The following is a 24,421-nucleotide window of genomic DNA, read 5'->3' as shown; positions in this document are numbered from 1 at the left end:
GCGAGTCGAAACTGAGGGTCAATCGTCACCGGCCGGGGAACCGACCGAGACCTTGGCGTGGCTTCCCGCGACCTTTCGAGGACTTACCGAGACCTTGCACGCAACGTCGGCAAGCTTTTCGTAGAGTGTGCCCTGTGGTTTCACTGATCACCCAAGGCAACTCGACCGACCCCGCGGGGCGGCCCTTCATTCGGCGACGCTGGGAGCCGTGGGCGGCCATGGTTGGCGTCATAGTCGTGATCTGCGCCGGTGTGTGGATCAAGGCACTGACGACGACCGAGTCCGACCCCGGCGCGATGGCGTGCAATTCGCCGAGTCCCGCGTCCAGTACCGCCGCACCCGCGGCCGCCCCGTTGGGGCAGCGGGTGGGGCAATCCCGGCTACGTGATGTGGAACCGGTGGCCCTCGCCCAGGCCAAAGTACGCGTGTTCAATGCCAACGGCCAGCGTGGTCAGGCCGCGCACGTGGCCTCGGAACTGGGCGATCTCGGCTTCGCCAGCGCACCGGACGTGCAGGTCGGCAATGATCCGGTCTACGTGAACGGTGATCTGGAGTGCACCGGGCAGATTCGTTTCGGCGTGAGTGGACGGCCCGCCGCGGCGGCCGTGCAATTGGTCGCGCCGTGCGCGGAGCTGATCGAGGATCAGCGTGCCGATGACACCGTGGATATGGTGCTGGGCTCGCTGTTCCGCGATATCCGGCCCAGCACCGATGCCGAGGAAGTGCTTCGCTCCCTCAAGAATCCGACGCCGGGCACCACGCCCGCCATCGACCCCAAGCTGCTCGACGCCGCCCGCCACTCCAAGTGCTGAATCATTTGGCCCTGCGCTTCGCTCCGGGCGGGTTCGCGGCCCGGGGAGTCCCGTTTCTTCCCTCCCTCCACTCCTCCGCTTCGCTCCCCCGCTCCACTCAGTCCAGAAACGGGACGGCCGCGAACCAATAAGGCTGTGCCGCAGACTGTTCCGCTCATCGCCGCACCTCGTCCAGAGGTGCGGCGATCCTCTTTTCCGCGTTCAGCGTGTCTAGCGGGCTGAAACTAAACCGGGATAGGGGTGGTGACACCGATCCGGTCCAGAAGATCGGACAGTTCGGTCGCTATACCGGGGGCGGCGGCGACCACCAACTCACCCGCCGCGCCCATCGATGTGGGCGCGGGCAGGATCAGCACCGCACCCGCCTCGGCGGCGATGAGCGCGCCCGCGGCCCAGTCCCACAGGTTCAGGCCGTGCTCGTAATGCGCGTCCACCCGGCCCTCGGCGACCATGCACAGATCCAGGGCCGCCGAGCCCAGACGGCGGATGTCGCGAATCTCCGGCAACAGTTCGGCGATCAGTTCGCCCTGCCGGGCGCGGCGCTTGGGCGCGTACGCGAATCCGGTGGCGATCAATGCCATCGACACCGAGTCGACGGCATTGCAGCGCAAGGGAATCGGCGGAGCGCCGGCGCTGCCCCAGGTGCCGGAGACCGAGCGATGCGCGCCCTGGCCGAGTCCGGCGCTGTAGGTGACCTCGTGCACGACGTCCGCGACGGCTCCGGCCACGGATCGCCCGTCCCGGACGGCCGCCACCGAGACCGAGTACGCGGGAATCCCGTAGACGAAGTTCACCGTCCCGTCGATCGGATCCACGACCCACTGCACGGCCGCTGGATCGTCCGCCAGCGTCCCGCCGTCCTCCTCCCCGACCACTCGGTCACCCGGGCGCAATTCGTCCACCAGGCGGCGGACCAGGGCCTCGGTTTCGGTATCGACGATGGTGACCGGATCGGTCGGGGTGCTCTTGGATTGCACGGCTTCGCCTTCGACCGCGCCCGGTCCGAAGACCTGAGGTCGGCGTGCGCGCACATGCGCGGCGGCGGTTTCGGCCAAATGGATCGCGATGCGCCGGAGTTCGGCGATGTCGGTCCCGTCGGTGGTCGCGGTGGTGTTCGATGCGGTGGAGGTGAAATCGGATTCCGGCACGAAGTCCATCGCAGCACAGATCCGGCACACCTCGCATTAGGCTTGTCGCGCACGACACAGCGCATCGGCCGGTTCCGGCCGCGTGGCGGGTGTATCCCGCAACTGTGAATTGATCACCGCCGGAGCCGGTATCGTGCCGCGCGCCGGGGTTCGCCGGCATCACTTGGGAGAACGAGGAGTCGTCATGTCCGCTCGGGGGCACGCGTTCGGGATCGACATCGGAGGTAGCGGTGTCAAGGGCGCCGAGGTCGATCTGGCCACCGGTGAACTGGTCCGGGAACGCATCAAGGTGCCGACACCGCAACCGTCCACGCCGAACGCGGTGGCCGAGGCGGTGGCGAAGGTGGTGGCGCAGTCGGGCTGGGACGGTCCGGTCGGCATCACCATGCCGAGCGTGATCATCGGCGGCGTGGTGCGCACGGCCGCCAATATCGACAAGTCCTGGATCGGCACGGACGCGCGGTCGCTGTTCTCGCTGGCGCTGGGCGGCCGCGAGTTGACGGTGCTCAACGATGCGGACGCGGCCGGGCTCGCCGAGGACCGCTACGGCGCGGCAAAGGATCTGACCGGCTTGGTAATGCTGCTCACCTTCGGCACCGGCATCGGATCGGCCGTGATGTACAACGGCATGCTGGTGCCGAACACCGAACTCGGGCATCTCGAGGTGGGCGGTCGCGAGGCCGAGCATCTGGCCGCGGCGTCCATCAAGGATCGCGAGGGCCTGAGCTACGCGGAATGGGCCGTCGAGGTGAGTAAGGTGCTGGTCACGCTCGAAAATCTGTTCTGGCCGACCGTGTTCGTGGCGGGTGGCGGCATCAGTCGCGACTACGCTGAATGGATTCCCTTGCTGACCAACAGAACACCGGTTGTCGCGGCCGATTTGAAGAACACCGCGGGCATTGTCGGAGCGGCAATGGCCGTGTCTGCCGGTATCGCACCGTAAGCAGCCTGGTTCGATCGTTACAATGGAACAACATCCGGCGGTGCGCCGGTGAAACCAACCCGGCATGCGCGCCGGTTATCCCCCGACAGACCGCTCCGCCGGATCACCACTCTGGCGTGACGCCGCACGAGACCGTCACGAAAGGGCGTACGTGGTAGCCACGAATACCCGAGAGACCGCCGAATCGGCCGATGAGGCCGACTCCGCAGACACCACCGCAGCACGGCCGGTCAAGAAGGCTGCCGCCAAGAAAGCACCGGCCAAGAAGGCGGTAGCCAAAAAGGCCGCCGCCAAGAAGGTCGCTGCCAAGAAGGCGCCCGCCAAAAAGGCCGTTGCCAAGAAAGCCGGGGCCAAGGCCGAGGGCGCCGAGGGCGAAGCCGATGTGATCGGCGAGGACGAGGTCGAGCTCGACGACCTCGGTGACCTGGAGGTCGATGAGACCGATCTGGTCGAAGTCGATCTCGCCGACGATGACGCCGAAGAGGAAGAGGCCGAGGCCGCCCCGGCGGGCGAGGAGGCCGAAGAGGCCGAGGAGCCCACCGAGAAGGACAAGGCTTCCGGCGATTTCGTCTGGGACGAGGAGGAATCCGAGGCCCTGCGCCAGGCCCGTAAGGACGCCGAGCTCACCGCTTCGGCCGACTCGGTCCGCGCCTACCTCAAGCAGATCGGCAAGGTCGCGCTGCTCAACGCGGAGGAGGAGGTCGAGCTCGCCAAGCGAATCGAGGCCGGTCTCTACGCCACCGAGCGCCTGCGCGAACTCGCCGAGAAGGGTGAGAAGCTGCCCGTGCAGCTGCGCCGCGATCTGCAGTGGATCATGCGCGACGGCAACCGTGCCAAGAACCATCTGCTCGAAGCCAACCTGCGCCTGGTGGTTTCGCTCGCCAAGCGCTACACCGGCCGCGGTATGGCGTTCCTGGATCTGATCCAGGAAGGCAATCTGGGTCTGATCCGCGCGGTCGAGAAGTTCGACTACACCAAGGGCTACAAGTTCTCCACGTACGCCACGTGGTGGATTCGTCAGGCCATCACCCGCGCCATGGCCGATCAGGCCCGCACCATCCGCATCCCGGTGCATATGGTCGAGGTCATCAACAAGCTCGGCCGCATCCAGCGCGAACTCCTGCAGGATCTGGGCCGCGAGCCCACTCCCGAAGAGCTCGCCAAGGAAATGGACATCACGCCGGAGAAGGTGCTGGAAATCCAGCAGTACGCCCGTGAGCCCATCTCCCTCGACCAGACCATCGGTGACGAAGGTGATTCGCAGCTCGGCGATTTCATCGAGGACTCCGAAGCAGTGGTCGCCGTCGACGCGGTCAGCTTCACGCTTTTGCAGGACCAGCTCCAGTCGGTCCTGGAAACGCTCTCGGAGCGCGAAGCCGGCGTAGTCCGGTTGCGCTTCGGCCTCACCGACGGCCAGCCCCGCACCCTGGACGAAATCGGCCAGGTCTACGGCGTCACCCGCGAACGCATCCGCCAGATCGAGTCCAAGACCATGAGCAAGCTCCGCCACCCGAGCCGCTCCCAGGTCCTGCGCGACTACCTGGACTGAGTTCCATCCGAGAAAGGCCCCCTGAGCTTCGGCTTCGGGGGCCTTTCTCGATTCCGGATCCCTTGAGCGGACCGTCGAATCCTGTTCTGTCGTAGGCGTATACGACACTGTCCGCATGATTCGCGTGCATCGGCTGGCTCTGCCCGAGCAACTACTCCTGCGCTACGGCGCGTTGGACAGTGCGTGGAAGGTGGATCATCTGGATGTGAGTTTCGCGCCCGGTGGGGATATGTACACCTTGGGCTGGGCGCGGCTGGCGGATGGGTGGGATTCGCCGATGTGTCTGCTGGTGACTCGGTATGGGCGGGAGGAGGGGCCGGTCGCGGCGATCGCCTGTGGCAGTGGGAGACCGAGTGAGAAGGGGCGCTTGATCAGGGTTGGGCCGCAGGCTCATCTGTGTGCGATCTCGGATGAGATGGTGGCGCTCAGCGGGAATTCCGATGAGACGTTCCTCATCGACGGCGAATTGGGTTCGGTACGAGCCGGATTCGATGGTGGGATGCTTCCGGCGGATCGGCACGCGGGGGTGAGTTTCGCGTCCGCGATGCGCCGGACTCCAGCGGGCAGGTTGGTGTGTGTGGTGGCGGAGACGAATATCGAGTACAGCCTGTTCGCGACACCGAATCTGTTGGCAATAGCCGAAACTCGTCCCGCGGTGGATCATCGGCCGATATTGCGCGCGTTCGCGACGGTGAACCCGCACACGGGCAAGCAGACCGAAATCGACGGGCGGGAGCATGTGCTGTTCGACGGCAGTCCAGTCTTCGGTGATCACCGTCCGGCACCGAGTTTGGCCGAATCCGTTCCCCGGCCCGAGGAACGGAATTGGATGGATGTGCATCGGCCGCCGTGGACTACGGTTGCGGAACCGTTGTCCGAGGATCTGTTCGTGCTACCGCTGTTCAGCCGAATGTTGAGGAGCGGCAACAAGGGTATGCCGTTCGCCTTCGCCCTCGTGGACGATGCGGGCAAGGTGCATGGGCGGCTGGCGGGGCTCGATGATCGCGCGGACAGCCCGTACGCCGGTTCACATTTCCGGGTCGCGACGGATCCGAGCCGTGGAATCGCCTATCACCTCAATTCCAACGGCTTCTACCTTTGGTCACGCGATGGCAGCCTGATCGCCAAGTTGGACACCGCGAGCAAGGAGTACAAGGCGCTGCGCAATTTCCAATTGCAGGGGTGTGCACCGAATGGCGATATCGTTCTCGTTCATCCGAAACAGCACCTGCTGCTGCGGTTTCCGATTCCCGACCAACACGATCCCGGCCCCGCCGTTCAGGCAGCACTGCAAGCCTACGGCCGCGAGCGCACCACGCTGAAGAAATCACATCCACAATCGGAGTGGATATGGCGCTGGCGACCGCATGAGCTGCCATTCTCCTGAAGTCGGGCCGCCGAGCACACGCTCGGCGGCCCGATCTCATGCGTGGGCACTAGGCTTGGATCACTTCGATGCCGACCATGGCATTGAGGGAGTCGCAGCTGGCCCAGGACTGGTTTTGGCCGTATTGGATGGGGCCGTATTTCCAGTAGGTGAAGGGGACGGGCCAGGCTACGCAGGTGAGTTTCACCTGGTGCCAGGTCGGGAGCTCGCAATTGGACATTCCGCCGGTGTTGAAGATGTTGTAGACGTGACAGTTGGCCTGCCAGACCGGTACATCGGCCTGGGCCACGCCCCCACCGGTGAGCACGGCGGCCGTGGCCGCGGTGGCTACGGCGGCGGCGCCGGCAGCAAGTCGCTTCGCAGATAGCATTCCGACCTCCTGAATAGGTGTTGTGTGAATGACATCGCACATACCGGTTGAGCTCGTTACTGCAATTCAGTGTGGGCGTTCAGGTCAGCGTTCGGCATGGTTTCGAATTTTCGCTGTAGCACGCTGGGGATTCGCTCATCGGAAGCCTCGATCGAAGCCGAAGGTAGGTGTTGGTACGTGGATCTGACTCCGCTCTCGCCGACGGATCGCAGCACCATTCATCGTGACGCGCAGCGGGCGCGCAGCGGGCGCGCACTTATCGGGCGGAGCTCTACGCCATTCTGGATGAGGCACTGGAATGCCATCTGGCGGTGACATTGGTCGACGGGGTGGTTTACGCTCGCGCTCAAAGACTTCTCACTCGATTACCGGCGTGCGGTAATTCACGGACAGCCCGTCGAAATCCAGGACACCCCAACGAAATTGCATGCCTTCGCTGGATCTCACCGAAGCGTCGGTGAAGGTGCGAAATGGCGGGCCGATGAACTCGGCAGCCGATATCGCGGCCAGCGACGTCTGGGCGGGACACCTGCCAATGCGCACGGCATTCGACAGGCCGATCCGCTCCCCCGACCTGCGCCCCGGCATCGAACTTCCCGACCACATCCGCGACCGGCGTTGGCCAGGAGCCTGATTCGGCACCGCGGCTTTCACCAGGTTCCAGCGGATCCGCGTGAAAACCGGAATAGTCGTTGCCACGCTACGATTCGGGAAGCTCCGAAAGACGGGTGCTGAGGCGGGTGGCGAACAGCGCCGCGCCGCGCGACAACGCAATGTCGTGGGCTTCCTGCAGGGCGGTGCGGGCTTCGGTGAAAGCGGCTTCGGCGGTGTGGATGTCGGCGAGGTCTTCCAGGGCTCGGATGAGTTCGGTGGCGGATTCGCCGCAGCGCAGGTGGGTGATTGCCGTGTGCAGCAGGGGGATTGTGGTGGTGTCGGCCGCGGCCATGGCTACCGCGCGCCAGGCACGGCCGAGGGTGACCGGGGTGTTCCAGCGTTGGGCGAGTTCGAGTTCCTCGGCGGCGAGTTGACGGGCCTGGGCATGGTCGCCGAGTGGAATCAGTTGCAGGGCGGCGGAACTGCGCCACGGGATGTGTGCGGGGTTGTGCAGGTCCCAGGCGGCGAGGCGGCGGCCGCATTCGAGGAAGTGGGCGACGGCCTCGCGGTGCCGGTTGCGGGCGACGCAGCTCAGGGCACGGACGTAGGTGATGGTAGTCCATTCCCACGATTCCGGATTCGTGTGGGCGCGAGTGGATTCCAGCCAGTCATCGGCTTCGTCGAGACGGCCGGTGCCGAGCAGGGCGTGCGCGTACTGGGCGACCAGGGCAGGTGGGCGGCGGACCAGCGTGCCGGTGGGGGTTGCGGCGATGAGCGCGCATTCGCGTTCGGCGTCGGCGTAACGGCCTTGGCGCAGTAGCGCTTCGGACCGCAGGATGAGGCGGTAGGCGTCGATCACGCCGAAGTATTTGTCCTCGCTCTGCGCGCTGAGCTGGGCAGTGAGGGTGAGTTCATCGGTCCACAGGGCGATATGGGCGAAGATGCCGAACAGTTCCCGAGGTAGCCGTTCATGCGGTTGCACGCCGCTGGCGGGCAGGAACCGCGCGCGAGCGGCTTCGGCCGAGATACGTACGGCGAAAACATCATCCAGGGTGCGGGTGGCGGCGGTGACGACATCGGGGCGGGGATCGTGGCGGGCGAGTTCCCGATAGCTCGACCAGCCCTGCGAGGTCAGGGCGGCGACCATCCAGCGGGAGGCACGCACCGAGGTCGCCGCCTCCTGATCACGAGCGGCGGTCTCGGCCAGCACCTGATCCAGCAGGGCATCCGCCTCGGTCGCGCGATACGCGGTGATCAAGGTCCAGGCGAGCGGAATGAGCGCCGCCGGAGCGGTTTTCGACTCCCGCTCCAAGGCCAGTGCCTGCTCCAGATACGCGCGAGCGGCGACGGGATCGGTCCACTGCTTCAGCAGCCCCAGCCGCAAGGCGAGGTCGGAGCGCTGCTCCGGCACCGAGATCCGCTGCGCCACTTCCAGATAACCGGTAGCTTCGGCCAGGTCCAGGGCGCGCACCGCCTCCGCCGCCGCGTCGATGAGCGTGGGCACCCAGTACGACCATTGCGGTCCACTGAGTTCGAGCAGATACGCGGCCACCTCCCGGGTGTCACGCGAGAGGAGCAGGGCACGCTGTGCCGCGAGCTCGCGCACCTGCCGGACTTCCGCACGCGGGCACAGGTGGCGCAAGGTGTTGGCGGGCAAGCGATGCCGGAAGCGCGGCGGATCGGCGGCGGCGAGAATCCCCTCGGTGACAAGCAGCGAACAGCGCTCCCGAATCTCGGCCTCGGGCTGCTCGCACGCGGCGGCCACCACCTCGACGGGCGCGCGATAGTCCTGGAGTACGGCGATCGCCCGCAACATCGCGCCGCCGTCTCGGGAGTACCGGTTCAGCAGGCGGCGCATGGCGCGTTGATAGGTGCCGCTGGGCAATTGCTCCGGCACATGCCGTGGAGCGTCGAGCAGCGCGAGGTCTTTCAGCAGTGCGCCGACCAGAATGGGCAGACCGCCCGTGGCCTGCTGTATCTCCAGCGCCAGTGCGTCCGAGCAGGTTCCTCCCAGGGACCGCCCGGCGAGAGCCGAGATGGCGGGCAATCGCAGTCCCGCGAGCCGGATCACCTCCGCGGCAAGGCATTCCAGCTCGGTGTGCACCGACGAGACCGGTGCGAGGTACCAGGTGCGCTCATCGAATACGGCCACCACCAGCACGGGCAGCGTGCGCAATTGCGGGGTCAATGCCACCAGCAATTCCAGCGAGGGCGTGCCCGCCTCGGCCACATCGTCCAGGAGCAGCACCCGGGGTTGTGATGCGAATCCGTCGCGCAGCAACGCCGCTTGCACGCGATAGTCGGTGTCCTGGATTCCCGCTGTCGCGGCGTCTATTCCGGCCAGCCTGGCAAGTTCGTGAAACAGCCGTGGCTCCGGCCCGATCAGTTCCTTGGCATTGAGTACGGCCGCATTCGGCACCCGCTCGGCGACGGCTTCGATCAACACCGTCTTCCCCGATCCCGGATACCCCGAGATCACCACGGTCCCGCCCCGCCCGCTCATCGCCCGCTGATACGCGCCGAAAATGGCCGCCAATTGCTCGTCGCGATCCAGCAGCGCAACGCCGGAGTGCGTTAGCCGCATATCGGCTGCGGCGTCCTCCGAAGGCACGGCGACGGTGGGTGATCCGCCCGCAGACCAGTCCGAAAGCATTGCGACCGAGGCAGATTCAACCGAGAACGCCGTGGCCGCGCCATAGCCCCGCGAAAACTGTTCCGGCCCAGCCCCACCGGGATGCGCCCCAGGTGACAGCGATTCCGCCGTCGCCGTCGATTCCGCTGACCGATCCCAACCGGCCGACCGCGTTCGATCGGCCGAGATCCCCGTCGGGCCGGACATCAGCGACCGCGTCTCGTCACCGACCGGGCCGGACACCAGCGACCGCATCTCGTCACCGACCGGACCGCCCCGCCCCGAACCCGGCAACCGTTCACCAGCAGCCAACTGCGATCCGGCCGCCGATTCCCCCGATAGCTCGGAACCCATCGATGGTGTGCCAGCCATCCCGGCTGCCGTACTCTGATCAGCCGCAAGCTGATCCGGTATCGGCCCCCGAACCGATCGAGCGGGTGCGACCGCCGGTTCTGCCTGCCCCGCCAGAATGCGGCTCTGTAGTTCACGTAGCTCGTCGCCGGGTTCGACACCGAGTTCGTCGACTAGTCGCCGCCGGGTGCGGGCGTACACATCGAGAGCTTCGGCTCGTCTACCCTGCCGGGCGAGCCCGCGCATGAGCAAAGCGCTGGGGCGCTCGCGCAGCGGATGTTCACTGACCAGTGGGCGGACGCGATCGACCACCTTATCGGTGCGCCCGAGGTCGAGGGCGACGTACAGGCTGTCCTCGAGGACGGCGAGCGCGCGTTCGTGCAGCAGTGCGCGGTGCGCGGCCACAACCGGTCCGGGCGCTCCGGCCAGCGGTTCGCCAGAGCACAGCAGTAGCGCCCGCGTGTACCGCTGGTCGGCGGTCGCCGGATCGCCTTGTGCGCGTGCGCGTTCCGCCTCGGAGACGAGGCGGTCGAAGATGCCGACGTCGATCTGTTCATCGGTGATGTTCAGCTGGTAGCCGCCGTGTCCGGACAGCAGCACCGTGGGCGCGGCGCGGGGTGCGCGATCGGGTTCGAGGGCACGGCGCAGCGCGGAGATATGGGTTTGCACCAGGCCGATTCCGCTGGCGGGCGCGGCATCGTCGTACAGACCGTCCAGCAGTGCGGTGGCCGCGACCCAGCGGCGGCGGCGCATGGCGAGCATGGCCAGCAGTGAGCGGCGCTGTGGCGGTCCGAGGGCTGCGGCGCGGTCGTCCAATCGCACCTGCACGCCGTCGAGCAGGGTGATCTGTATATTCGCCGCCGACACTCCGCGCCCTTCTTCGCCGGGTGGGGTGCCCAACCGCTGCGATCGATCCGTTTCTCGAACTCGGACAGCGTAGTCAGTGCCAGCGGCTATCAAGACCACGCCGCAGACGAGACCGTCGCCCGACCATCTCGGAAAGCGCCTGCGAGCTGGGTTTTCGGAATCCGTTCAGTGCCCGTTGAGTGATCGAAAGCATGGTCGTCGCCATGAGTATCACCTCGAAGTTCCGCCACACCATGTTCATCGTCACCGCTCTCGGCCTGAGTATCGCCGCCACCGCCTGTTCCGTCGCGGGCGATAAGCCCGCCGCTGCCGCGCCGCAGCCCGATCCGAACAAGCCCGCCGTATTGCTCGTGCACGGCGCGTTCGCGGACGGTTCCAGCTGGAGCCGGGTCGCCGAACGCCTGCAGCGCGACGGCTACCGCGTGACCAGCGCGGCTGTCCCGCTGCGCGGCCTCACCTACGATTCGGCCTATATTCGCGGTCTGCTCGATGCCATGCCCGATAAGACGATTCTGGTCGGCCATTCGTACGGCGGTGCGGTGATCACCAATGCCGCCGCGGGTTCACCGAAGGTGAAGGGCCTGGTCTATGTGGCCGCGTTCGCACCGGATAAGGGTGAGAGCCTGGGCGAGCTGGATGCGCGTTACGGTGGTCCCGCCACCAAAATCACTGTGCCGCAGAACTATCCGCTCAGCACGGGCGGCACCGCACCGGAGCTGGTGATCAGCCAGGAGCAGTTCCCGGCCAATTTCGCGCAGGATCTGCCCGCCGATGAGGCGGCGGTGCTGGCCTCGGCGCAGCGGCCGGTCGCGGTGGCGGCGTTCACCGAGACCACGGTCGATCCGGCCTGGAAGTCGATTCCGTCCTGGTATCTGGTGGCGCGCGATGATCACATGATTCCGGTGGATGGCCAGCGCGCCATGGCCAAGCGCATCAATGCGACGGTGGTCGAGCATGACGGCAGCCATGCCATCGCGCTCTCGCAGCCCACGACGGTGACCGAGCTGATCGAGAGCGCGGCGACCGCGGCGCGGTGATCCGCGCACCGCGCGGTCGTGGCCCGACTCCCGGCGCGCGTTAACGCGAACGAAACATTCGTATTTCAACTTCCCAATCGGACAACCGACCGGTACTCTTCGCACGTCGCAGCTGCGATCGCGAAACTTTTGTTCTGGCAATGGAGTTCGAGTGCTGGAAATAAGCCACTTCAGTTACGGGTGGGTCACCCCCGTCATGGCATACGTAATGTCCGTCACCGGATGTCTGCTCGGCCTGCGCTGCACCGCGCGCGCCCGCAACGGAGAAGGCCGCCGCGGCTGGTTGATCGCGGCGGCCATCGCCATCGGCGGCACCGGCATCTGGGTCATGCATTTCATTGCCATGCTGGGGTTTTCCATCCACGGCGCATCCATTCGCTATGACGTGCCGGTCACGCTGCTCAGCGCCGCCATCGCCATGATCGTGGTGTGGGTCGGTTTGTCCATCGTGGCGACCGGGCGCTGGGGCGGCTGGGAGTTGCCGATCGGTGGCACCATCACCGGACTCGGCGTGGGCGCGATGCATTACGCGGGCATGTACGCCATGAAATCGGATGCGATCATCGACTACGACTTCGGTCTGGTCGCGCTGTCGATGGTGATCGCCGTGGTCGCCTCGATCGTGGCGCTGTGGTTCACCTTGAATATCAATGGGATTCTCGCCACCTGCGGCGCGGCGTTGATCATGGGAATCGCGGTGTGCGGCATGCATTACACCGGAATGGCGTCCATGAGCGCGCATCAGGCCGCGCACGCGAGCATGCCGCACGGCGCGGGCGCGATGCAGTTGCTCGCACCGCTCATGGTCAGCGTCAGCACCGTCACCATGGTGCTGCTCATTCACGTCGGCCTGACCGAGGTGGATGAGGCCAGCCGCATCAGCGAACCGGTGCGACCGGAACCCGTGCGGCACGATCCGTGGTCGTTGCAGTCGAGTTCGCGCGGGACGCAGGCGAATTCGGCGGCCACGCAACGCGCGGCAGCGGGTGCGGGCGGCATGGCATCGGCCGCCGGGCAGAATCACGGCCTGCCGCAACAGCATCCGGAGCCGTATCAGAACCCGGAGCCGTATCAATATCCGCAACCACCGCTGTACGCCCCCGAGCGCGGGGCTTTCCCGCCCGTGGGCGGCTACGCCCCGGGCACCGGAGTCTGAGAACTTTCCGGCGGCTCGCTGAGAAACGGGACCCGCTGGTCGACTTACCCGCATACGCGCAGCAAACTGACTGGCGTGGCGCATCAAATGGAATTGATCTTCGTCGTCCTGTTCGCGACGATCCTGGCCCAGCCGCTCGGTAAACGGCTCGGTCAGGCGCCGGCGGTGCTCATGACCGCCTTCGGCGTGATCCTGGCGCTGATACCGCAGGTTCCCGAGATCCATATCGATCCCGAGATGATCCTGCCGCTGGTGCTGCCACCGCTGCTGTACGCCGCCGCCCGCCGCACCTCCTGGCGGGCCTTCGCCGATAACTGGGGTGCGATCAGCATGCGCGCGGTGGTGCTGGTCATCGTGACCGCGGTGGCGGTGGCCTGGGCCTTCCGGGCCTTCTATCCCGCCGTGCCGATCGGGGCGGCGCTGGCGCTGGGCGCACTGGTCGCACCGCCCGATCCGGTGGCGGTGTCCGCGCTGGCGGGCAAACTGGGGCTGCCGCGCCGCCTGGTGGCGGTCCTCGAGGGCGAGGGCCTGTTCAATGATGTGACGGCCATCGTCGTCTACTCCGTCGCCATTCAGGCGGTGGTCACCGGCAAATTCTCGGCATGGCAGGCGGCCGGGCAGTTCGCCATCTCGGCGGTGGTCGGCGTGGGAGTCGGGCTGCTGTTCGGGTGGGCGGGCAGCAAGCTCATGCGGCGGCTCGGTGAAGCGCCCTGGCAGGTGGCGCTGGGGCTGCTGCTGCCGTTCGCGGCGTACGGCGTCTCCGAGGCGCGCGACGGTTCGGCCGTGCTGGCGGTGCTGGTGTGCTCGCTCTATCTCACCGATGCCGCAACCGATTTCAGCGATAGCGATTACCGGCTCGTCGGTGATTCCTTCTGGGAGATCACCGAGATGCTGGTCACCGGTTTCGCTTTCGGGCTCATCGGCCTGGAGCTGAGCACCGTGCTCAAGGACGCCGGACCGGATTGGCCGCGCTTCATCGGCGGCGCGGCCGTGGTGATCGGTGTGGTGGTGGGGCTGCGACTGATCTGGCTGCTGATCACCACCGCGCTGTTCAAGAGCTGGTGGCGCGAACGCGATGCCGATGAGCCGTACACCTGGCGCGAGACCCTGGTCACCTGGTGGGCGGGCATGCGCGGGGTCGCGACAGTCGCACTGGCACTGGCGGTTCCGTTCACCACCGATTCCGGCGCGCCGTTCCCGGGGCGCTCGGAAATCCTGTTCACCGCGTTCGCCGTGGTGATGTTCACGCTGCTGTTGCAGGGCCCGACCCTGCCCGCGGTGGTGCGGGTGACCGGCGTGCACGTGGACACCGAACGCGAGCGAGAGATGGAGCGCCGCCTGTGGACTCGCGTACTGGAGGCGGAACTCGCACGGCTGAAAGAGATTTCGGCGACACGAGCGCTGCCCGAGGAGATATACGAACGGCTGCGCGACGGTTTCGAACGACGGCTGGCGCAGGCCGATCCCGAAGCGGCGGAGGGCAATGCGAAGATCAATACCGATCGTGCCGTCGTATTCGCCAAGCAGATGCGCGCCATCACCAATGAGGTGCTGGAGGCAGGGCGGACCGAAGCGCTGGCCGCGCGGCGCGAACCCGGTATCGCGCCCGATGTGGTGGATCGCGTCATGCGCCGCCTGGATCTGCGCACCAAAGCCGGGTCGCCCTAGCCCTGATCGACCAGTCCCACAGGCAGATACGAGTAGACCGCCAGCGCCGCGACCAGCGTGAGCAGTACGCCCGCGACCACCAGATTGGCGCGCCGGTGCGAGACCAGTACGGCGGCGAATTCGCGCAGGAAGGCGGCGGGGACGAAATAGCGGGCCGTCCGCGCGCCCACGACCTGTGCGTCCAGTCCGAGCCTGCGGGTCAGCTCGGCGGAGCGCATGACGTGGAAGTCACTGGTCACCACGGTCATTCGCGGCTTCTCGGCGACCTCCGCGCGCTCGCGCAGCAGCTCGGTGGTGAACCGCAGATTCTGTTCGGTGTTGCGAGACCTGTTCTCCCGCAATATTTTCGCCGCCGGAACCCCGGCGGCCTCGAGATAGTCGGCCATGGCGTCGGCCTCGGCCACGGATTCCCCGGGCCCCTGCCCGCCCGAGGTCACCAGGATGGGATCCCCGCCCGCCGCCAACTCCGTCTCGTAGGCGGCCCGCGCCCGATCCAGCCGGGAGGCCAGCAGCGGTGTGACCTGCCCGCCCGCCAAACCGCAGCCGAGCACCATCACCACATCCGCCCCCGGCCGCTGCGGCAGCCGCGCGTACAGCACCGCGTAACCGGTGAACGCGAGCAACTGCACCAGCAGCAGCATGCCGAGCAGCACCAGCGCCACACCCAGCGCCGAACGCCACACCGGCGTCGCCGCGCCGGGATCCAGCAGTATCCAGGCGGCCAGCGGGAACAGCAGCAACCCGATCCCCGCGAGCGGTGCGACCGCCGTGGCGATCCGCAGCCCCTCCCGACGGGTCAGCACCACCCCGTTCGCCACCAGCCCGATTCCCGCCGCCAGCAACGACAGCGGCGGCAGCAGCACGAGCAGCGCGACACCGATCTCGATGGCCACCAACGTATTCCGCTCCACCAGTGCCAGCACCGCCCACAGCGCGATCAAGCCGAGCGCCGCGAACAACACCAGCCCCGTAGACACCCGCCGAGGTTCCCGCACCACACGCACCGCCCCGATGACCGCCAGTGCGATACCGGCGGCCAGCAGCAGGTGGACGAACCCGCTCACCTCGAATACCGTTCCGCCCGGCCGTCATTCGCGCCGGAGTCCGGCGCATCCGGCGTGAACGGCACCGCGCGAACGGTGGACACGGATGGTCGCGCATCGGCACCGAACGCGACCTGCGGCAAGGCAGTGGTGGATGCGGTGGCGGTTGCGGCAGCATCGACAGGCACAGTTGGCACGGTAGGCGCAGTAACCGACATCCCCGCCCAGGACACGCGGCGCAGCAGCCACTCCACGGGTCCCTGCGAGAATCGGCCCAACCACCACAGCGAGACCGCCGCCTGCGCGGCCAGGATCAGCACGCACAGCGCCAAGGTGCGGCCCCAAGCCCCGGGCGCGGCGGGTTCGATACCCAGCGGCGTCGCGAAAAACCGTGCGGCAATGACGATTCCGGTGGCGGTCAAATAGTTCGTGAGGGCTGTCCGGCCGAGAGCGGTGAGCACCCTGCCGACCGCGGAATCGGGGCGGGTGCACACGGCCAGCAGCGGCCTGGGCCGCGACGTCGATATCGGGTGCGGCGTCCAGGATCATGGCGAAGCCCATGCGCACCATCTCCTGATCGTCGGCGACCAGGACGCGAATCGTCATATCCCGCCGCCATTTCCGGGAAGGACCCGCCCGCCATTTCCGGGGACTGTCAGATCGCTTTCGCCATTTCCGGGGTCGGTCATATCCCTCCCTTGTTGTCGGTGATCGGCAGACTGGCCGCCAGTTGCCAGTGTCCGTTCGGCAGGCGTCCGGCGGTGACGGTGCCACCCACCGCGGTGGCGCGTTCGGCCAGGCCGGTAAGTCCCACTCCCCCACCGCCGCCCAGGCCGGCGAAGCCGGTTCCGTTGTCGCACACGTGAATATCCACGGTGTCGTCGACGAGTCGCACCGTGACGTCGACACGGCTCGCGTCGGCGGCGTGGCGGCGAATATTGTTGAACGCCTCCAACAGGATTCGGTGGGCGGCCAGCAGTACCGCGTCCGGTACTTCCGGCGCGCCGACTCGTTCGTCGAGTTCGGTGATCACCTCGGCGTGCGCGGTGTCGGCGAATCGTTCCACCACATCCGTGAGATCCGTTGTCCCCGTGGGTGCCGCGCCGTCGTGCAGATTCCCGACCAGGGCCCGGATATCGTCCAGTGCCCGTCGCCCCGAACCCTCGATCCGCGCCAGCAGCGGCCGGGTCCGCTCATCCGCCCCGAGTTGTCCGGCCTGCGCCAGCACCACCATCCCCATGACCTCGTGCGCGATGACATCGTGCAGTTCGCGCGCCATCTGCGCCCGCTCATCGGCCACCGCCGCACCGCGCTCGACCACGAGCCGCTGCCGATGCGATCGCACCAGTAGCCCGATTCCCAGCGCGGTGATCGCCGGTATCGTCACCGCCAGCAGCGGCAGCACATCATCGGCCGGATTCGACCGCAACCCCAGTACCGACCCCACCGCCGCGACTCCCACTGTCGCGGTCAACACCGCATCCATCGGCACCGCGATCCGCGATGCCGCCACCCCGCAACCCACGATCGCCAGCCACGCCGAGGCGGTTGCCCAGGGCGAGAGACTTTCCGGCCACCGCGACACGACCACCATCGCGGCAACCAGCAAGGCCACCCCGAGTAGCACTCCGGAGCGCCGCGACACCGGACCCTGATCCTCGCGAATCATGCTCAGACAGGCGTAGATTCCACCCGCCGCCCCCAGCAGATCCACCAGCACCTGTCCGAAGGATCCACCCGCCGTCAGCTCCACGAGCGCGCCTAGCCCACCCGGCAACACGCACAGAGCAAACAGCAGGCGACCCATACCCCCGACACTAACCACAGCCTGCCGCCTACCCCGGCAGCACCCGCGGATCGGACGGGCTACGCGGACTCGGCGGCTTCCAGAATCACGGGTTCACCGCTGGTGAGGGCAGTGTCGGCGGAGGTGTCCTTGAGATCCACGCCGGAGCGGCCGAGGCGGCGAGCACCGTCGATGAGAGTGACGGCCACCTGCGCGGCGCGCGCATAGCCGAGCCCCTCGGGCGGGTGGATGTTCGAGATGCAGTTGCGCTCGGAATCGGCCCGGCCCGGACGCGGGAGGTGAGTGAGGTAGATGCCGAGACTGTCGGCCACGGACAGACCCGGACGTTCACCGATGAGGACGAGCAGGGTCGTCACGCCGAGGGCGTGACCGATGTGATCGCCGAGGGCCACCCGCGATTGCGTGGCGATCACCGGCGGGGCGAAGGTGAGACGATCCCCCAGCGCCTCGAAGAGTGCGGCCAGCATCGGTGCACCGTGATCGGCGAGCGCACGCGGGGACAGACCGTCCGCCAGCACCACGCCGATATCCGCGCCCGTGTGACGGAGAGCCGAAATGCCCTGCCCCGCAGGGAGTTCGGATTGAAAGGGCAGCCGCCCCAGATCGGGCCGCCGCAGGTATTCGGAGCGGTCGGCGGCATGACTGCGCACATGCACCGGATCCCCCATACCCAGCTTTTTCACCTGTGCCGCAAGAACTTCCACGTCGAGTGGATTGTGCACCGCATCCCGCGCCGCCGCATGCGCGGCGCGCAGCGCCAGAACGTCGGCGGTGGGCAGCGCATCGCCGGTGCGCCCCAAACCGATCCGCGCCTGCGTGGTCCGGCGCAGTTCCGCCCAGAACGCCCGCGCGGCGATTTCGCTCGGACCCGGCGATGCCGCAGCATTCGAGGTGGCCGGGCCGGGCGGCGGAACGCTCCCCGTCGCGCCCGATGACTTCGTGGTCCCGTCGGCAATCGATGGCGTCCGCACGGCATTCACGCCCGGATCATCCTGTGTCGCAGCACGACTCGTAGTCACACCCGAGGAAGTCGCGGTGTCTTCACTCTCGGCGATCGGTCGTATCCCGTTGTCGCTGGTCAATGTTCCTCCTCAGGAGGCGCTGGCGAGAGCGCGCAGGGGTGAGGTCAGGGGTTCGACGGGGAGGATGCGACCGTCGGCGCTGAGCATGCCGAGCCGGTCGAGCCAGGTGGCGAATTCCGGTGCGGGTGTGAGGCCCAGTACTTTTCGGGCGTAGAGGGCATCGTGGTAGGCCAGGCTCTGGTAGCCGAGCATGACGTCGTCCGCGCCGGGAACCGCGATGACGAAGGCGCAGCCCGCCGCACCCAACAGGGTGAGCAGGGTGTCCATATCGTCCTGATCGGCTTCGGCGTGGTTGGTGTAGCAGACGTCGACGCCCATGGGCAGGCCCAGGAGTTTGCCGCAGAAGTGGTCTTCGAGCCCGGCGCGGATGATTTGCTTTCCGTCGTAAAGGTATTCGGGTCCGATGAAGCCGACGACGGTGTTGACGAGCAGCGGGTCGAGGTCGCGGGCCACCGCGTAGGCGCGCGTCTCCAGGGTCTGCTGATCGACCGGTTTGCCACCGGCCCCGAGGTGCGCTCCGGCCGAAAGTGCGGAACCCTGGCCGGTTTCCAGGTACATGACGTTATCGCCCACGGTGCCGCGCCGCAGCGATCGTCCGGCCTCGTTCGCCTCGCGCAGCAGCGAGATATGCACGCCGAAGCCGGAATTCGCGCCCTCGGTGCCCGCGATGGACTGGAACACCAGATCCACCGGCGCACCCGCCTCGATCAGCCCGACGGTGGTGGTGACATGCGAGAGCACACACGACTGCGTCGGAATGTCGAACCGCTGCCGCACCTCGTCGAGCAGGTACAGCAGATCGGCGGTGGCCTTGGGCGAATCGGTGGCCGGATTGATGCCGATCACCGCGTCACCGCAGCCCAGCAGCAGCCCATCCAGTACCGCCGCCGCGATCCCGCGCGGATCATCGGTGGGGTGATTGGGTTGCAGCCGTGTCGCCAGGGTGCCGGGCAGTCCGACGGTGGTCCGGAATCCGGCGGTCACCTCGGTGGCCCTGGCGACCGCGATGAGATCCTGATTCCGCATGAGTTTGCTGACCGCGGCCACCATCTCCGGCGTGAGTCCCCGCGAGACGGCGGCCAGCGTCACCGCCGCCTCGGGCGTGGCAGCCACCGCGAGCAGCCAATCGCGCAGCCCGCCCACGGTGAGATGCGAAACAGCCTGGAAGGCAACCCGATCGTGGGTGTCGAAGATCAGCCGGGTGACCTCGTCGGTCTCGTACGGCACCACCGCCTCGTTCAGGAATACGGTGAGCGGCAGATCCGCCAGCACCCACTGCGCCGCGGCCCGCTCGGCATCGGATGCCGCCGCGCATCCGGCGAGCTCATCGCCGCTGCGTTTGGGGGTGGCTTTGGCGAGCACCTCGATCAAGCCGTCGAAGGTGTAGTTCGCGCCGCCGATTCGCTGGTGGTACAGGCCCATTCCGCTCATCCTCCGGGCCCATGTTGCTGTGCTGTAACCACCGCTTTCCCGGGGCATTAATGCGCGTTACCTGTGCGCACGATTGGGCACTCTTCACCTCGGGATACCATGGCACCGACGCCCTCGCGGGCCGTCGGTTCGAACGGTGACGATGTACAACGCAAGCGATAGTCGATGCACAGCGCACGCGAGAACGGACACCTGCACATGACTTTCGGCACGTATCGGCCACCGTGGCTCGATTCGGTGGACCCGGTCGACGAGCTCCGGAGAGTCGGCGCCTGGTGGGGTCACCCGCACCGGTTCCGCCGGGCCGCGAGCGCGTATCAGCGTTTGCTGGCGGTGGCCCCGGCCTCCATCGCCTACGCCTTCACCCTGTTCGTCACCTGGTGGACGCTGCGCGGGGCCAGCGATATGGTCGGCCGCCGCCTGATCCTGTCGGCGTCGACGAATCTGCGCAATATGCAGCGTGATCCGATTCAGGTGCTGCTGGCCTCCGCCTTCTGGACCGACGGCGGTTTCCCATGGGGCGATATCCTCATCCTGCTGACCGTGATGGCCCTGGCCGAACGCTGGCTGGGTTCACTGCGCTGGATTCTGGTGGTCGGCATCGGCCATGTCGGCGCGACAGTCATTACCGTGCTGGGCATTTCGCACCGGGTGGACCAGAACCTGATCCCGATCCGGGTGACGGTGGCGTCGGATGTGGGCCCGAGCTACGGGATTTCGGCCATGCTGGCGGTGATGGCGTATCGCTTGAAGGGCCCGTCACGACTGATCTGGGCTGCGGGACTGCTGATCTGGTACGGCTACGGCGTCTGGCACGGTCACACCTTCACCGATTACGGCCATTTCTTCGCGCTCATCATCGGTTTCGTGATCGGCGGGCTCGCGGTGGTCTCGTCCCGCCGCCTGCTGGCCTGGCGCGAATCGGCGGCCCGCTCCGGCCCGACGGCCGAAAGAGCCGCCGCGCCTTCGGATCCCGCGCCCTCAGACTCCGACGACGGGATCGAGCCCGCTGCGGTTCCGCTGGAAGAACCCGACGACCGGCTCGACCACTCGGGCCGCGATCGGCCCCAGAATCGCCATCAGTAGTACATAGGCCGAGGCCAGCGCGGCCAGCCGATGATCCACGCCGCCCTTGGAAACCGCAAGTCCGGCAATGACAATCGAGAACTCGCCGCGCGCCACCAGCGCCGCGCCCGCGCGCGCCCGGCCCATCCGCCGAATTCCCTGCCGCCGTGCCGCCCACCAGCCGGTGCCGATCTTGGTCAGCGAGGTGATCACCGCCAGCGCGATGGCCCAGCCCAGCACCGGCGGTATGGCCGTGGGATCGGTACTGAGTCCGAAGGCCACGAAGAATATGGCCGCGAACAGATCTCGCAGCGGTTCCAGCAGTTTGGCCGCTTCCTGCGCGGTGGATCCGGAGATGGCGATGCCCAGCAGGAACGCGCCCACCGCCGCGGAGACATTCAATTCCGAGGCCACGCCCGCCACCAGCAGCGCCGCGCCCAGCAGTTTGAGCAGGAAGATCTCATTGTCATTGCTGTCCACCACGGCCGAGACATAGCGGCCGTAGCGCAGCGCCACCACCAGCACCACGGTGATCGCCAGCAGTGCGATGCCCAATGAGGTCAGCCCGTTCCAGAAGCTCACCCCCACCAGCACCATGGTCAGGATCGGCAGGTACACCGCCATGGCCAGATCCTCGAACACCAGGATGGACAGGATCACCGGCGTCTCGCGGTTACCGAGGCGGCCCAGGTCGTTGAGCACCTTGGCGACGATGCCGGAGGACGAGATATAGGTGACACCGGCCATGGTCACCGCGCCGACCGGACCCCAGCCCAGGAACAGCGCCACCAGTGCGCCCGGGGTCGCGTTGGCGACGATATCGAGGAGGCCGGCGAGCCAGCCGAGCCGCAGCCCGGTCACCAATTCGGCTGCGGTGTATTCCAATCCGAGCAGCAGGAGCAGCAGCACCACCCCGATCTCACCGGCCAGGTGACTGAATTCGGTGGCGGCGCGCATTTGCACCACCCCGCCCTCACCGAAGGCGAGGCCACCCAGCAGATAGAGCGGAATCGGTGACATGCCGAACCGGGCGGCGAACCGCCCCAGCATGCCGAGCGCGAACAAGATCGCGCCGAGTTCGATCAGAGCTAGGGCGGCGGAATCCACCGGCTCAGCCGTCGGCCAGGATGCGCGCGGCCGCGTCCAACCCGTGCGGTGTGCCGACCACGACCAGCAGATCGCCGGCGTCGAGTACGAAATCCGGTCCGGGCGAGGGGTGTAACTGCCCGGCGCGCATGACCGCCACGATCGAGGCCTTGGTGCGGGTGCGCATACCGGTCTCGCCGAGCATGCGGGTGCGATAGGGCGAATTGCTGCCGATGGGCAGCTGCCGGGTGGTGATCCCGGGCAGATCGCGATGGTCTTCCTTGAGTTTTTCCACCAGCTGCGGCGCGCCGAGCAGATTGGCCAGCACGGCGGCCTCGTCGGTGGTGAGCGGCACCTGCGCGAGGCAGGCATCCGGATCGTCGCGCTGGGAGACGATCAGGTCGATGGCGCCGTCTCGATGCGCCACCACCCCGATCCGGCGCCCAGAGCGCACCTCGAAATCCTTCCGCACACCGATACCGGGCAGCGCTGTCACATCGACGTTCACCCGTCCAGATTAGGACAGGGTGGCCGCCAACCGGTGGACCAGCTCAGCTCGCGGCGAGCGGCGCGTACTGACCATCCGGTTCCGGCTGGTAGGAGGTGATTTCCACGACCGCGGCGAGCGGCAGCGGACCGTACAGATGCGGGAAGCGCATGGATTCCGGATCGGTCGGCACACCGGGTTCCCACTTGACGGGCGCGCCGAGGCGTTCGGGATCCAGGCGCAACAGCACCATATCGGTGCGCCCGGCGAAGAGCCGATTGGCCGGCAGGTGCACCTGATACGGCTCGGACAGATGAATGAATCCGACCTCGGCGAGTGAGGGCGCGCGGTACTCACCCGCCGCGGCGGCCGCCTCCCATTCGGCACGGGCGCAGATGTGCAGCAGCGTCTTCGGTGTCGTCTGATCTCCCACGGAAATCAACCTAGTCGCTCGTACACGGCGTTCGTTCCCACCCGCGCCCACCGGGGACAGGGCGGTGCGGGTGGGAACCGTATGGCGCGCGGACCCGGAATCAGTAAGGCGCGGGCCGGGCCACGTGCACCGATACGTCATTGACGCCGACGGGGGTGGGCGCGAACCTGCCCACCGCGCGAGCGCCGACCGCCGCGTCCGAGGTCCAGACGCTGACACAGGGCGCTCCGGGCGGGCGCAGCGCGAGTTCGAAGGCCTCACCCGCTTCGGCGACCCGCACCACCGGCAGTACCGGACCGAGCGTCTGCTGGGTCAGCACCGCCATGGTCGGATCGACATCGCCGAGCACGGTCGGTTCGAAGCTGTGCCCGATGGCGGTGCCGCCGCAATGCAGCGTCGCGCCCTTGAGGAGTGCGTCGCGCACCTGTTCGCGGACCAGGTCGATATGTTTGGCCGAGGTCATCACCCCGACGGCGGTGTCATCGTCGAGCATCGGTCCGAACGCGGCGGTCTCATCCACGAGTTTGGCGAGAAAGGCGTCGTAGACCGCACTTTCGACATAGACGCGCTCGATGGCGTTGGGATTTTGCCCGTTATTTGCCAACCCGCCGAGCGCGATACTCGCGGCCGCCTTGTCCAGATCGGCGTCGGCGAGCACCACCGCCGTCGATTTGCCGCCCAGATCCAGACAGCACGGGATCAATCGGGCAGCGGCACGCAGCGCCACCACCTTTCCGGTTTCGGCGCTGCCGGTGAATCGGATGTAATCCACCCGGTCGAGCACCGCGGGTCCGGCCTCATGTCCGGCGACGACATCGAAAACCGCTGGGGCGCCGATACTCGCCCAGCCCGCCGCGACCGCCCGCATGGTGAGCGGAGTCTGTGAAGAGGGTTTGACAACGACCGCCGCCCCGGCGACCAACGCGGGCAGGGCGTCGAACATGGCCAGCGCCAAGGGATATGTCCACGGGCCGATCACCCCGACCACCGAACACGCGTGGTGGGCGACCGCCAATTGCATGGCCGCGCCGGGGCGCATGGCTGCCTGCGGTAATTTGCCGCCGAGGAAATCGGCGGCATTGGTGCGGTAGTGGTCCAGGGCCTCGATGGTGAGCGCCAACTCGGCCTCGGTCTCGGTCTCGGGTTTGCCGGTCTCCAGGCTCAATAGCGAGACCAGCCCGGATCGGTTCTCCTGCAACCAGTTCCGGAACCGGTACAGCCAGTGGATGCGGCCGACCACGCCTAGCGAGCGCCACAGCACGCTGTTGTCGCGCAACCGCTCGACGGTATCGCGGACCTGGTCGGGGGTGTGGGCGGGAACGGTGTCGATCACTCTGCCGTCGGCAGGGGCGATCACGATGAGCATCGGCGGGCCGACCTTTCCGGCAGACGGCACCTCTGAATATGCGGAAAGCGCAGTGCGCATGAATCTCACCGTATGGGTGAGGTTTTCGAGCGACCAGCTGGCAATGG

21 protein-coding genes and 1 pseudogene are annotated in these 24,421 nt (G+C 67.1%); 8 read left to right on the top strand and 14 right to left on the bottom strand.

The window, feature by feature from the left end; genetic code table 11:
* Positions 1-134 precede the first annotated feature (134 nt).
* Entirely contained in the window at positions 135-812 is a 678-nt protein-coding gene (cei, locus tag AB0L82_RS06015; protein WP_364631691.1) for an envelope integrity protein Cei, read from the top strand.
* A gap of 224 nt (positions 813-1,036) precedes the next feature.
* Here cei and AB0L82_RS06010 read toward each other — a convergent pair whose 3' ends face one another.
* Positions 1,037-1,969 (bottom strand): inositol monophosphatase family protein, encoded by a 933-nt coding sequence (locus AB0L82_RS06010; protein WP_364631688.1) that lies wholly within the window; start codon positions 1,967-1,969, stop codon positions 1,037-1,039.
* A 175-nt stretch (positions 1,970-2,144) separates the two neighbouring features.
* On the opposite strand from AB0L82_RS06010, the gene ppgK reads away from it, so the two are divergent.
* From ppgK to AB0L82_RS05995, 3 genes are all read left to right on the top strand, one after another.
* Complete coding sequence (gene ppgK, locus AB0L82_RS06005) at positions 2,145-2,903, top strand: polyphosphate--glucose phosphotransferase (protein WP_364631685.1); 759 nt, start codon at positions 2,145-2,147, stop codon at positions 2,901-2,903.
* Between the two features lie 151 nt (positions 2,904-3,054).
* Positions 3,055-4,452 (top strand): RNA polymerase sigma factor, encoded by a 1,398-nt coding sequence (locus tag AB0L82_RS06000; protein WP_364631682.1) that lies wholly within the window; start codon positions 3,055-3,057, stop codon positions 4,450-4,452.
* Positions 4,453-4,567: 115 nt separating this feature from the next.
* Complete coding sequence (locus AB0L82_RS05995) at positions 4,568-5,839, top strand: hypothetical protein (protein WP_364631680.1); 1,272 nt, start codon at positions 4,568-4,570, stop codon at positions 5,837-5,839.
* 49 nt (positions 5,840-5,888) lie between these two features.
* Here the strand turns inward: AB0L82_RS05995 and AB0L82_RS05990 are convergent, their stop codons facing one another.
* The 3 genes from AB0L82_RS05990 to AB0L82_RS05980 form a co-directional block, all read right to left on the bottom strand.
* A complete protein-coding gene (locus tag AB0L82_RS05990) occupies positions 5,889-6,209 on the bottom strand; it encodes a hypothetical protein (protein ID WP_364631678.1) in 321 nt (106 codons plus the stop codon).
* 357 nt (positions 6,210-6,566) lie between these two features.
* Positions 6,567-6,908 (bottom strand): hypothetical protein, encoded by a 342-nt coding sequence (locus tag AB0L82_RS05985; protein ID WP_364631676.1) that lies wholly within the window; start codon positions 6,906-6,908, stop codon positions 6,567-6,569.
* Between the two features lies 1 nt (position 6,909).
* The gene (locus AB0L82_RS05980) at positions 6,910-10,653 is read right to left on the bottom strand and encodes a BTAD domain-containing putative transcriptional regulator (RefSeq protein ID WP_364631673.1); all 3,744 of its coding nucleotides are present in this window, start codon (positions 10,651-10,653) and stop codon (positions 6,910-6,912) included.
* A gap of 203 nt (positions 10,654-10,856) precedes the next feature.
* Between AB0L82_RS05980 and AB0L82_RS05975 the strand changes: the two genes are divergently transcribed.
* The 3 genes from AB0L82_RS05975 (at position 10,857) to AB0L82_RS05965 (ending at position 14,514) form a co-directional block, all read left to right on the top strand.
* Positions 10,857-11,690, top strand: a complete 834-nt coding sequence (locus AB0L82_RS05975; RefSeq protein ID WP_364631670.1) for an alpha/beta hydrolase — start codon at positions 10,857-10,859, stop codon at positions 11,688-11,690.
* Between the two features lie 151 nt (positions 11,691-11,841).
* Complete coding sequence (locus AB0L82_RS05970) at positions 11,842-12,846, top strand: MHYT domain-containing protein (RefSeq protein ID WP_364631667.1); 1,005 nt, start codon at positions 11,842-11,844, stop codon at positions 12,844-12,846.
* A gap of 75 nt (positions 12,847-12,921) precedes the next feature.
* Positions 12,922-14,514 carry a Na+/H+ antiporter gene (locus AB0L82_RS05965; RefSeq protein ID WP_364631664.1) on the top strand — a complete coding sequence of 531 codons (1,593 nt, stop codon included), beginning with the start codon at positions 12,922-12,924 and terminating at the stop codon, positions 14,512-14,514.
* Here AB0L82_RS05965 and AB0L82_RS05960 read toward each other — a convergent pair.
* The 6 genes and pseudogenes from AB0L82_RS05960 to AB0L82_RS05935 form a co-directional block, all read right to left on the bottom strand.
* Entirely contained in the window at positions 14,511-15,578 is a 1,068-nt protein-coding gene (locus AB0L82_RS05960; protein ID WP_364631661.1) for a YdcF family protein, read from the bottom strand. The two genes, AB0L82_RS05965 and AB0L82_RS05960, sit on opposite strands and share 4 nt — an antisense overlap.
* A complete protein-coding gene (locus tag AB0L82_RS05955; protein WP_364631658.1) occupies positions 15,575-16,051 on the bottom strand; it encodes a DUF418 domain-containing protein in 477 nt (158 codons plus the stop codon). Before AB0L82_RS05955 ends, AB0L82_RS05960 begins: the two co-directional genes overlap by 4 nt.
* A 10-nt stretch (positions 16,052-16,061) precedes the next feature.
* Positions 16,062-16,163: pseudogene (locus AB0L82_RS05950) on the bottom strand (DNA-binding response regulator); the annotation flags it as partial.
* A 79-nt stretch (positions 16,164-16,242) separates the two neighbouring features.
* Positions 16,243-17,310 carry a histidine kinase gene (locus AB0L82_RS05945; RefSeq protein WP_364631655.1) on the bottom strand — a complete coding sequence of 356 codons (1,068 nt, stop codon included), beginning with the start codon at positions 17,308-17,310 and terminating at the stop codon, positions 16,243-16,245.
* 113 nt (positions 17,311-17,423) lie between these two features.
* Entirely contained in the window at positions 17,424-18,221 is a 798-nt protein-coding gene (gene eutC / locus AB0L82_RS05940) for an ethanolamine ammonia-lyase subunit EutC (protein WP_364632810.1), read from the bottom strand.
* 234 nt (positions 18,222-18,455) lie between these two features.
* Positions 18,456-19,868 carry an ethanolamine ammonia-lyase subunit EutB gene (locus tag AB0L82_RS05935; protein WP_364631652.1) on the bottom strand — a complete coding sequence of 471 codons (1,413 nt, stop codon included), beginning with the start codon at positions 19,866-19,868 and terminating at the stop codon, positions 18,456-18,458.
* 174 nt (positions 19,869-20,042) lie between these two features.
* Between AB0L82_RS05935 and AB0L82_RS05930 the strand changes: the two genes are divergently transcribed.
* Positions 20,043-20,963: a rhomboid-like protein gene (locus AB0L82_RS05930; RefSeq protein ID WP_364631650.1), complete on the top strand. Its 921-nt coding sequence runs from the start codon at positions 20,043-20,045 to the stop codon at positions 20,961-20,963.
* Here the strand turns inward: AB0L82_RS05930 and AB0L82_RS05925 are convergent.
* The 4 genes from AB0L82_RS05925 to AB0L82_RS05910 form a co-directional block, all read right to left on the bottom strand.
* Positions 20,859-22,049 (bottom strand): cation:proton antiporter, encoded by a 1,191-nt coding sequence (locus AB0L82_RS05925; RefSeq protein ID WP_364631647.1) that lies wholly within the window; start codon positions 22,047-22,049, stop codon positions 20,859-20,861. The genes AB0L82_RS05930 and AB0L82_RS05925 overlap by 105 nt on opposite strands.
* Before the next feature lie 4 nt (positions 22,050-22,053).
* On the bottom strand, positions 22,054-22,536 hold the full coding sequence (locus tag AB0L82_RS05920; RefSeq protein ID WP_364631644.1) for a cation:proton antiporter regulatory subunit: 483 nt from the start codon (positions 22,534-22,536) through the stop codon (positions 22,054-22,056).
* A gap of 43 nt (positions 22,537-22,579) precedes the next feature.
* Positions 22,580-22,948, bottom strand: coding sequence for a DUF952 domain-containing protein (locus tag AB0L82_RS05915; protein WP_364631641.1), 369 nt, complete (start codon positions 22,946-22,948; stop codon positions 22,580-22,582).
* 100 nt (positions 22,949-23,048) lie between these two features.
* Positions 23,049-24,374 (bottom strand): aldehyde dehydrogenase family protein, encoded by a 1,326-nt coding sequence (locus AB0L82_RS05910; protein WP_364631638.1) that lies wholly within the window; start codon positions 24,372-24,374, stop codon positions 23,049-23,051.
* Positions 24,375-24,421: the final 47 nt, after the last annotated feature.

This window comes from Nocardia sp. NPDC052001 (assembly GCF_040680615.1).
Lineage (GTDB): Bacteria > Actinomycetota > Actinomycetes > Mycobacteriales > Mycobacteriaceae > Nocardia.
The sequence above is the reverse complement of the archived record's forward strand: the minus strand, read 5'-3'. Positions and strand labels throughout refer to the sequence as shown.

What these genes read in the sequence shown, in the direction of transcription:
- AB0L82_RS06010 (WP_364631688.1), bottom strand. Translation starts at nt 1,969, where the DNA reads ATGGACTTCGTGCCGGAATCCGATTTCACCTCCACCGCATCGAACACC.
- ppgK (WP_364631685.1), top strand. Translation starts at nt 2,145, where the DNA reads ATGTCCGCTCGGGGGCACGCGTTCGGGATCGACATCGGAGGTAGCGGT.
- AB0L82_RS05995 (WP_364631680.1), top strand. Translation starts at nt 4,568, where the DNA reads ATGATTCGCGTGCATCGGCTGGCTCTGCCCGAGCAACTACTCCTGCGC.
- AB0L82_RS05990 (WP_364631678.1), bottom strand. Translation starts at nt 6,209, where the DNA reads ATGCTATCTGCGAAGCGACTTGCTGCCGGCGCCGCCGCCGTAGCCACC.
- AB0L82_RS05975 (WP_364631670.1), top strand. Translation starts at nt 10,857, where the DNA reads ATGAGTATCACCTCGAAGTTCCGCCACACCATGTTCATCGTCACCGCT.
- AB0L82_RS05935 (WP_364631652.1), bottom strand. Translation starts at nt 19,868, where the DNA reads ATGGGCCTGTACCACCAGCGAATCGGCGGCGCGAACTACACCTTCGAC.
- AB0L82_RS05930 (WP_364631650.1), top strand. Translation starts at nt 20,043, where the DNA reads ATGCACAGCGCACGCGAGAACGGACACCTGCACATGACTTTCGGCACG.
- AB0L82_RS05910 (WP_364631638.1), bottom strand. Translation starts at nt 24,374, where the DNA reads ATGCGCACTGCGCTTTCCGCATATTCAGAGGTGCCGTCTGCCGGAAAG.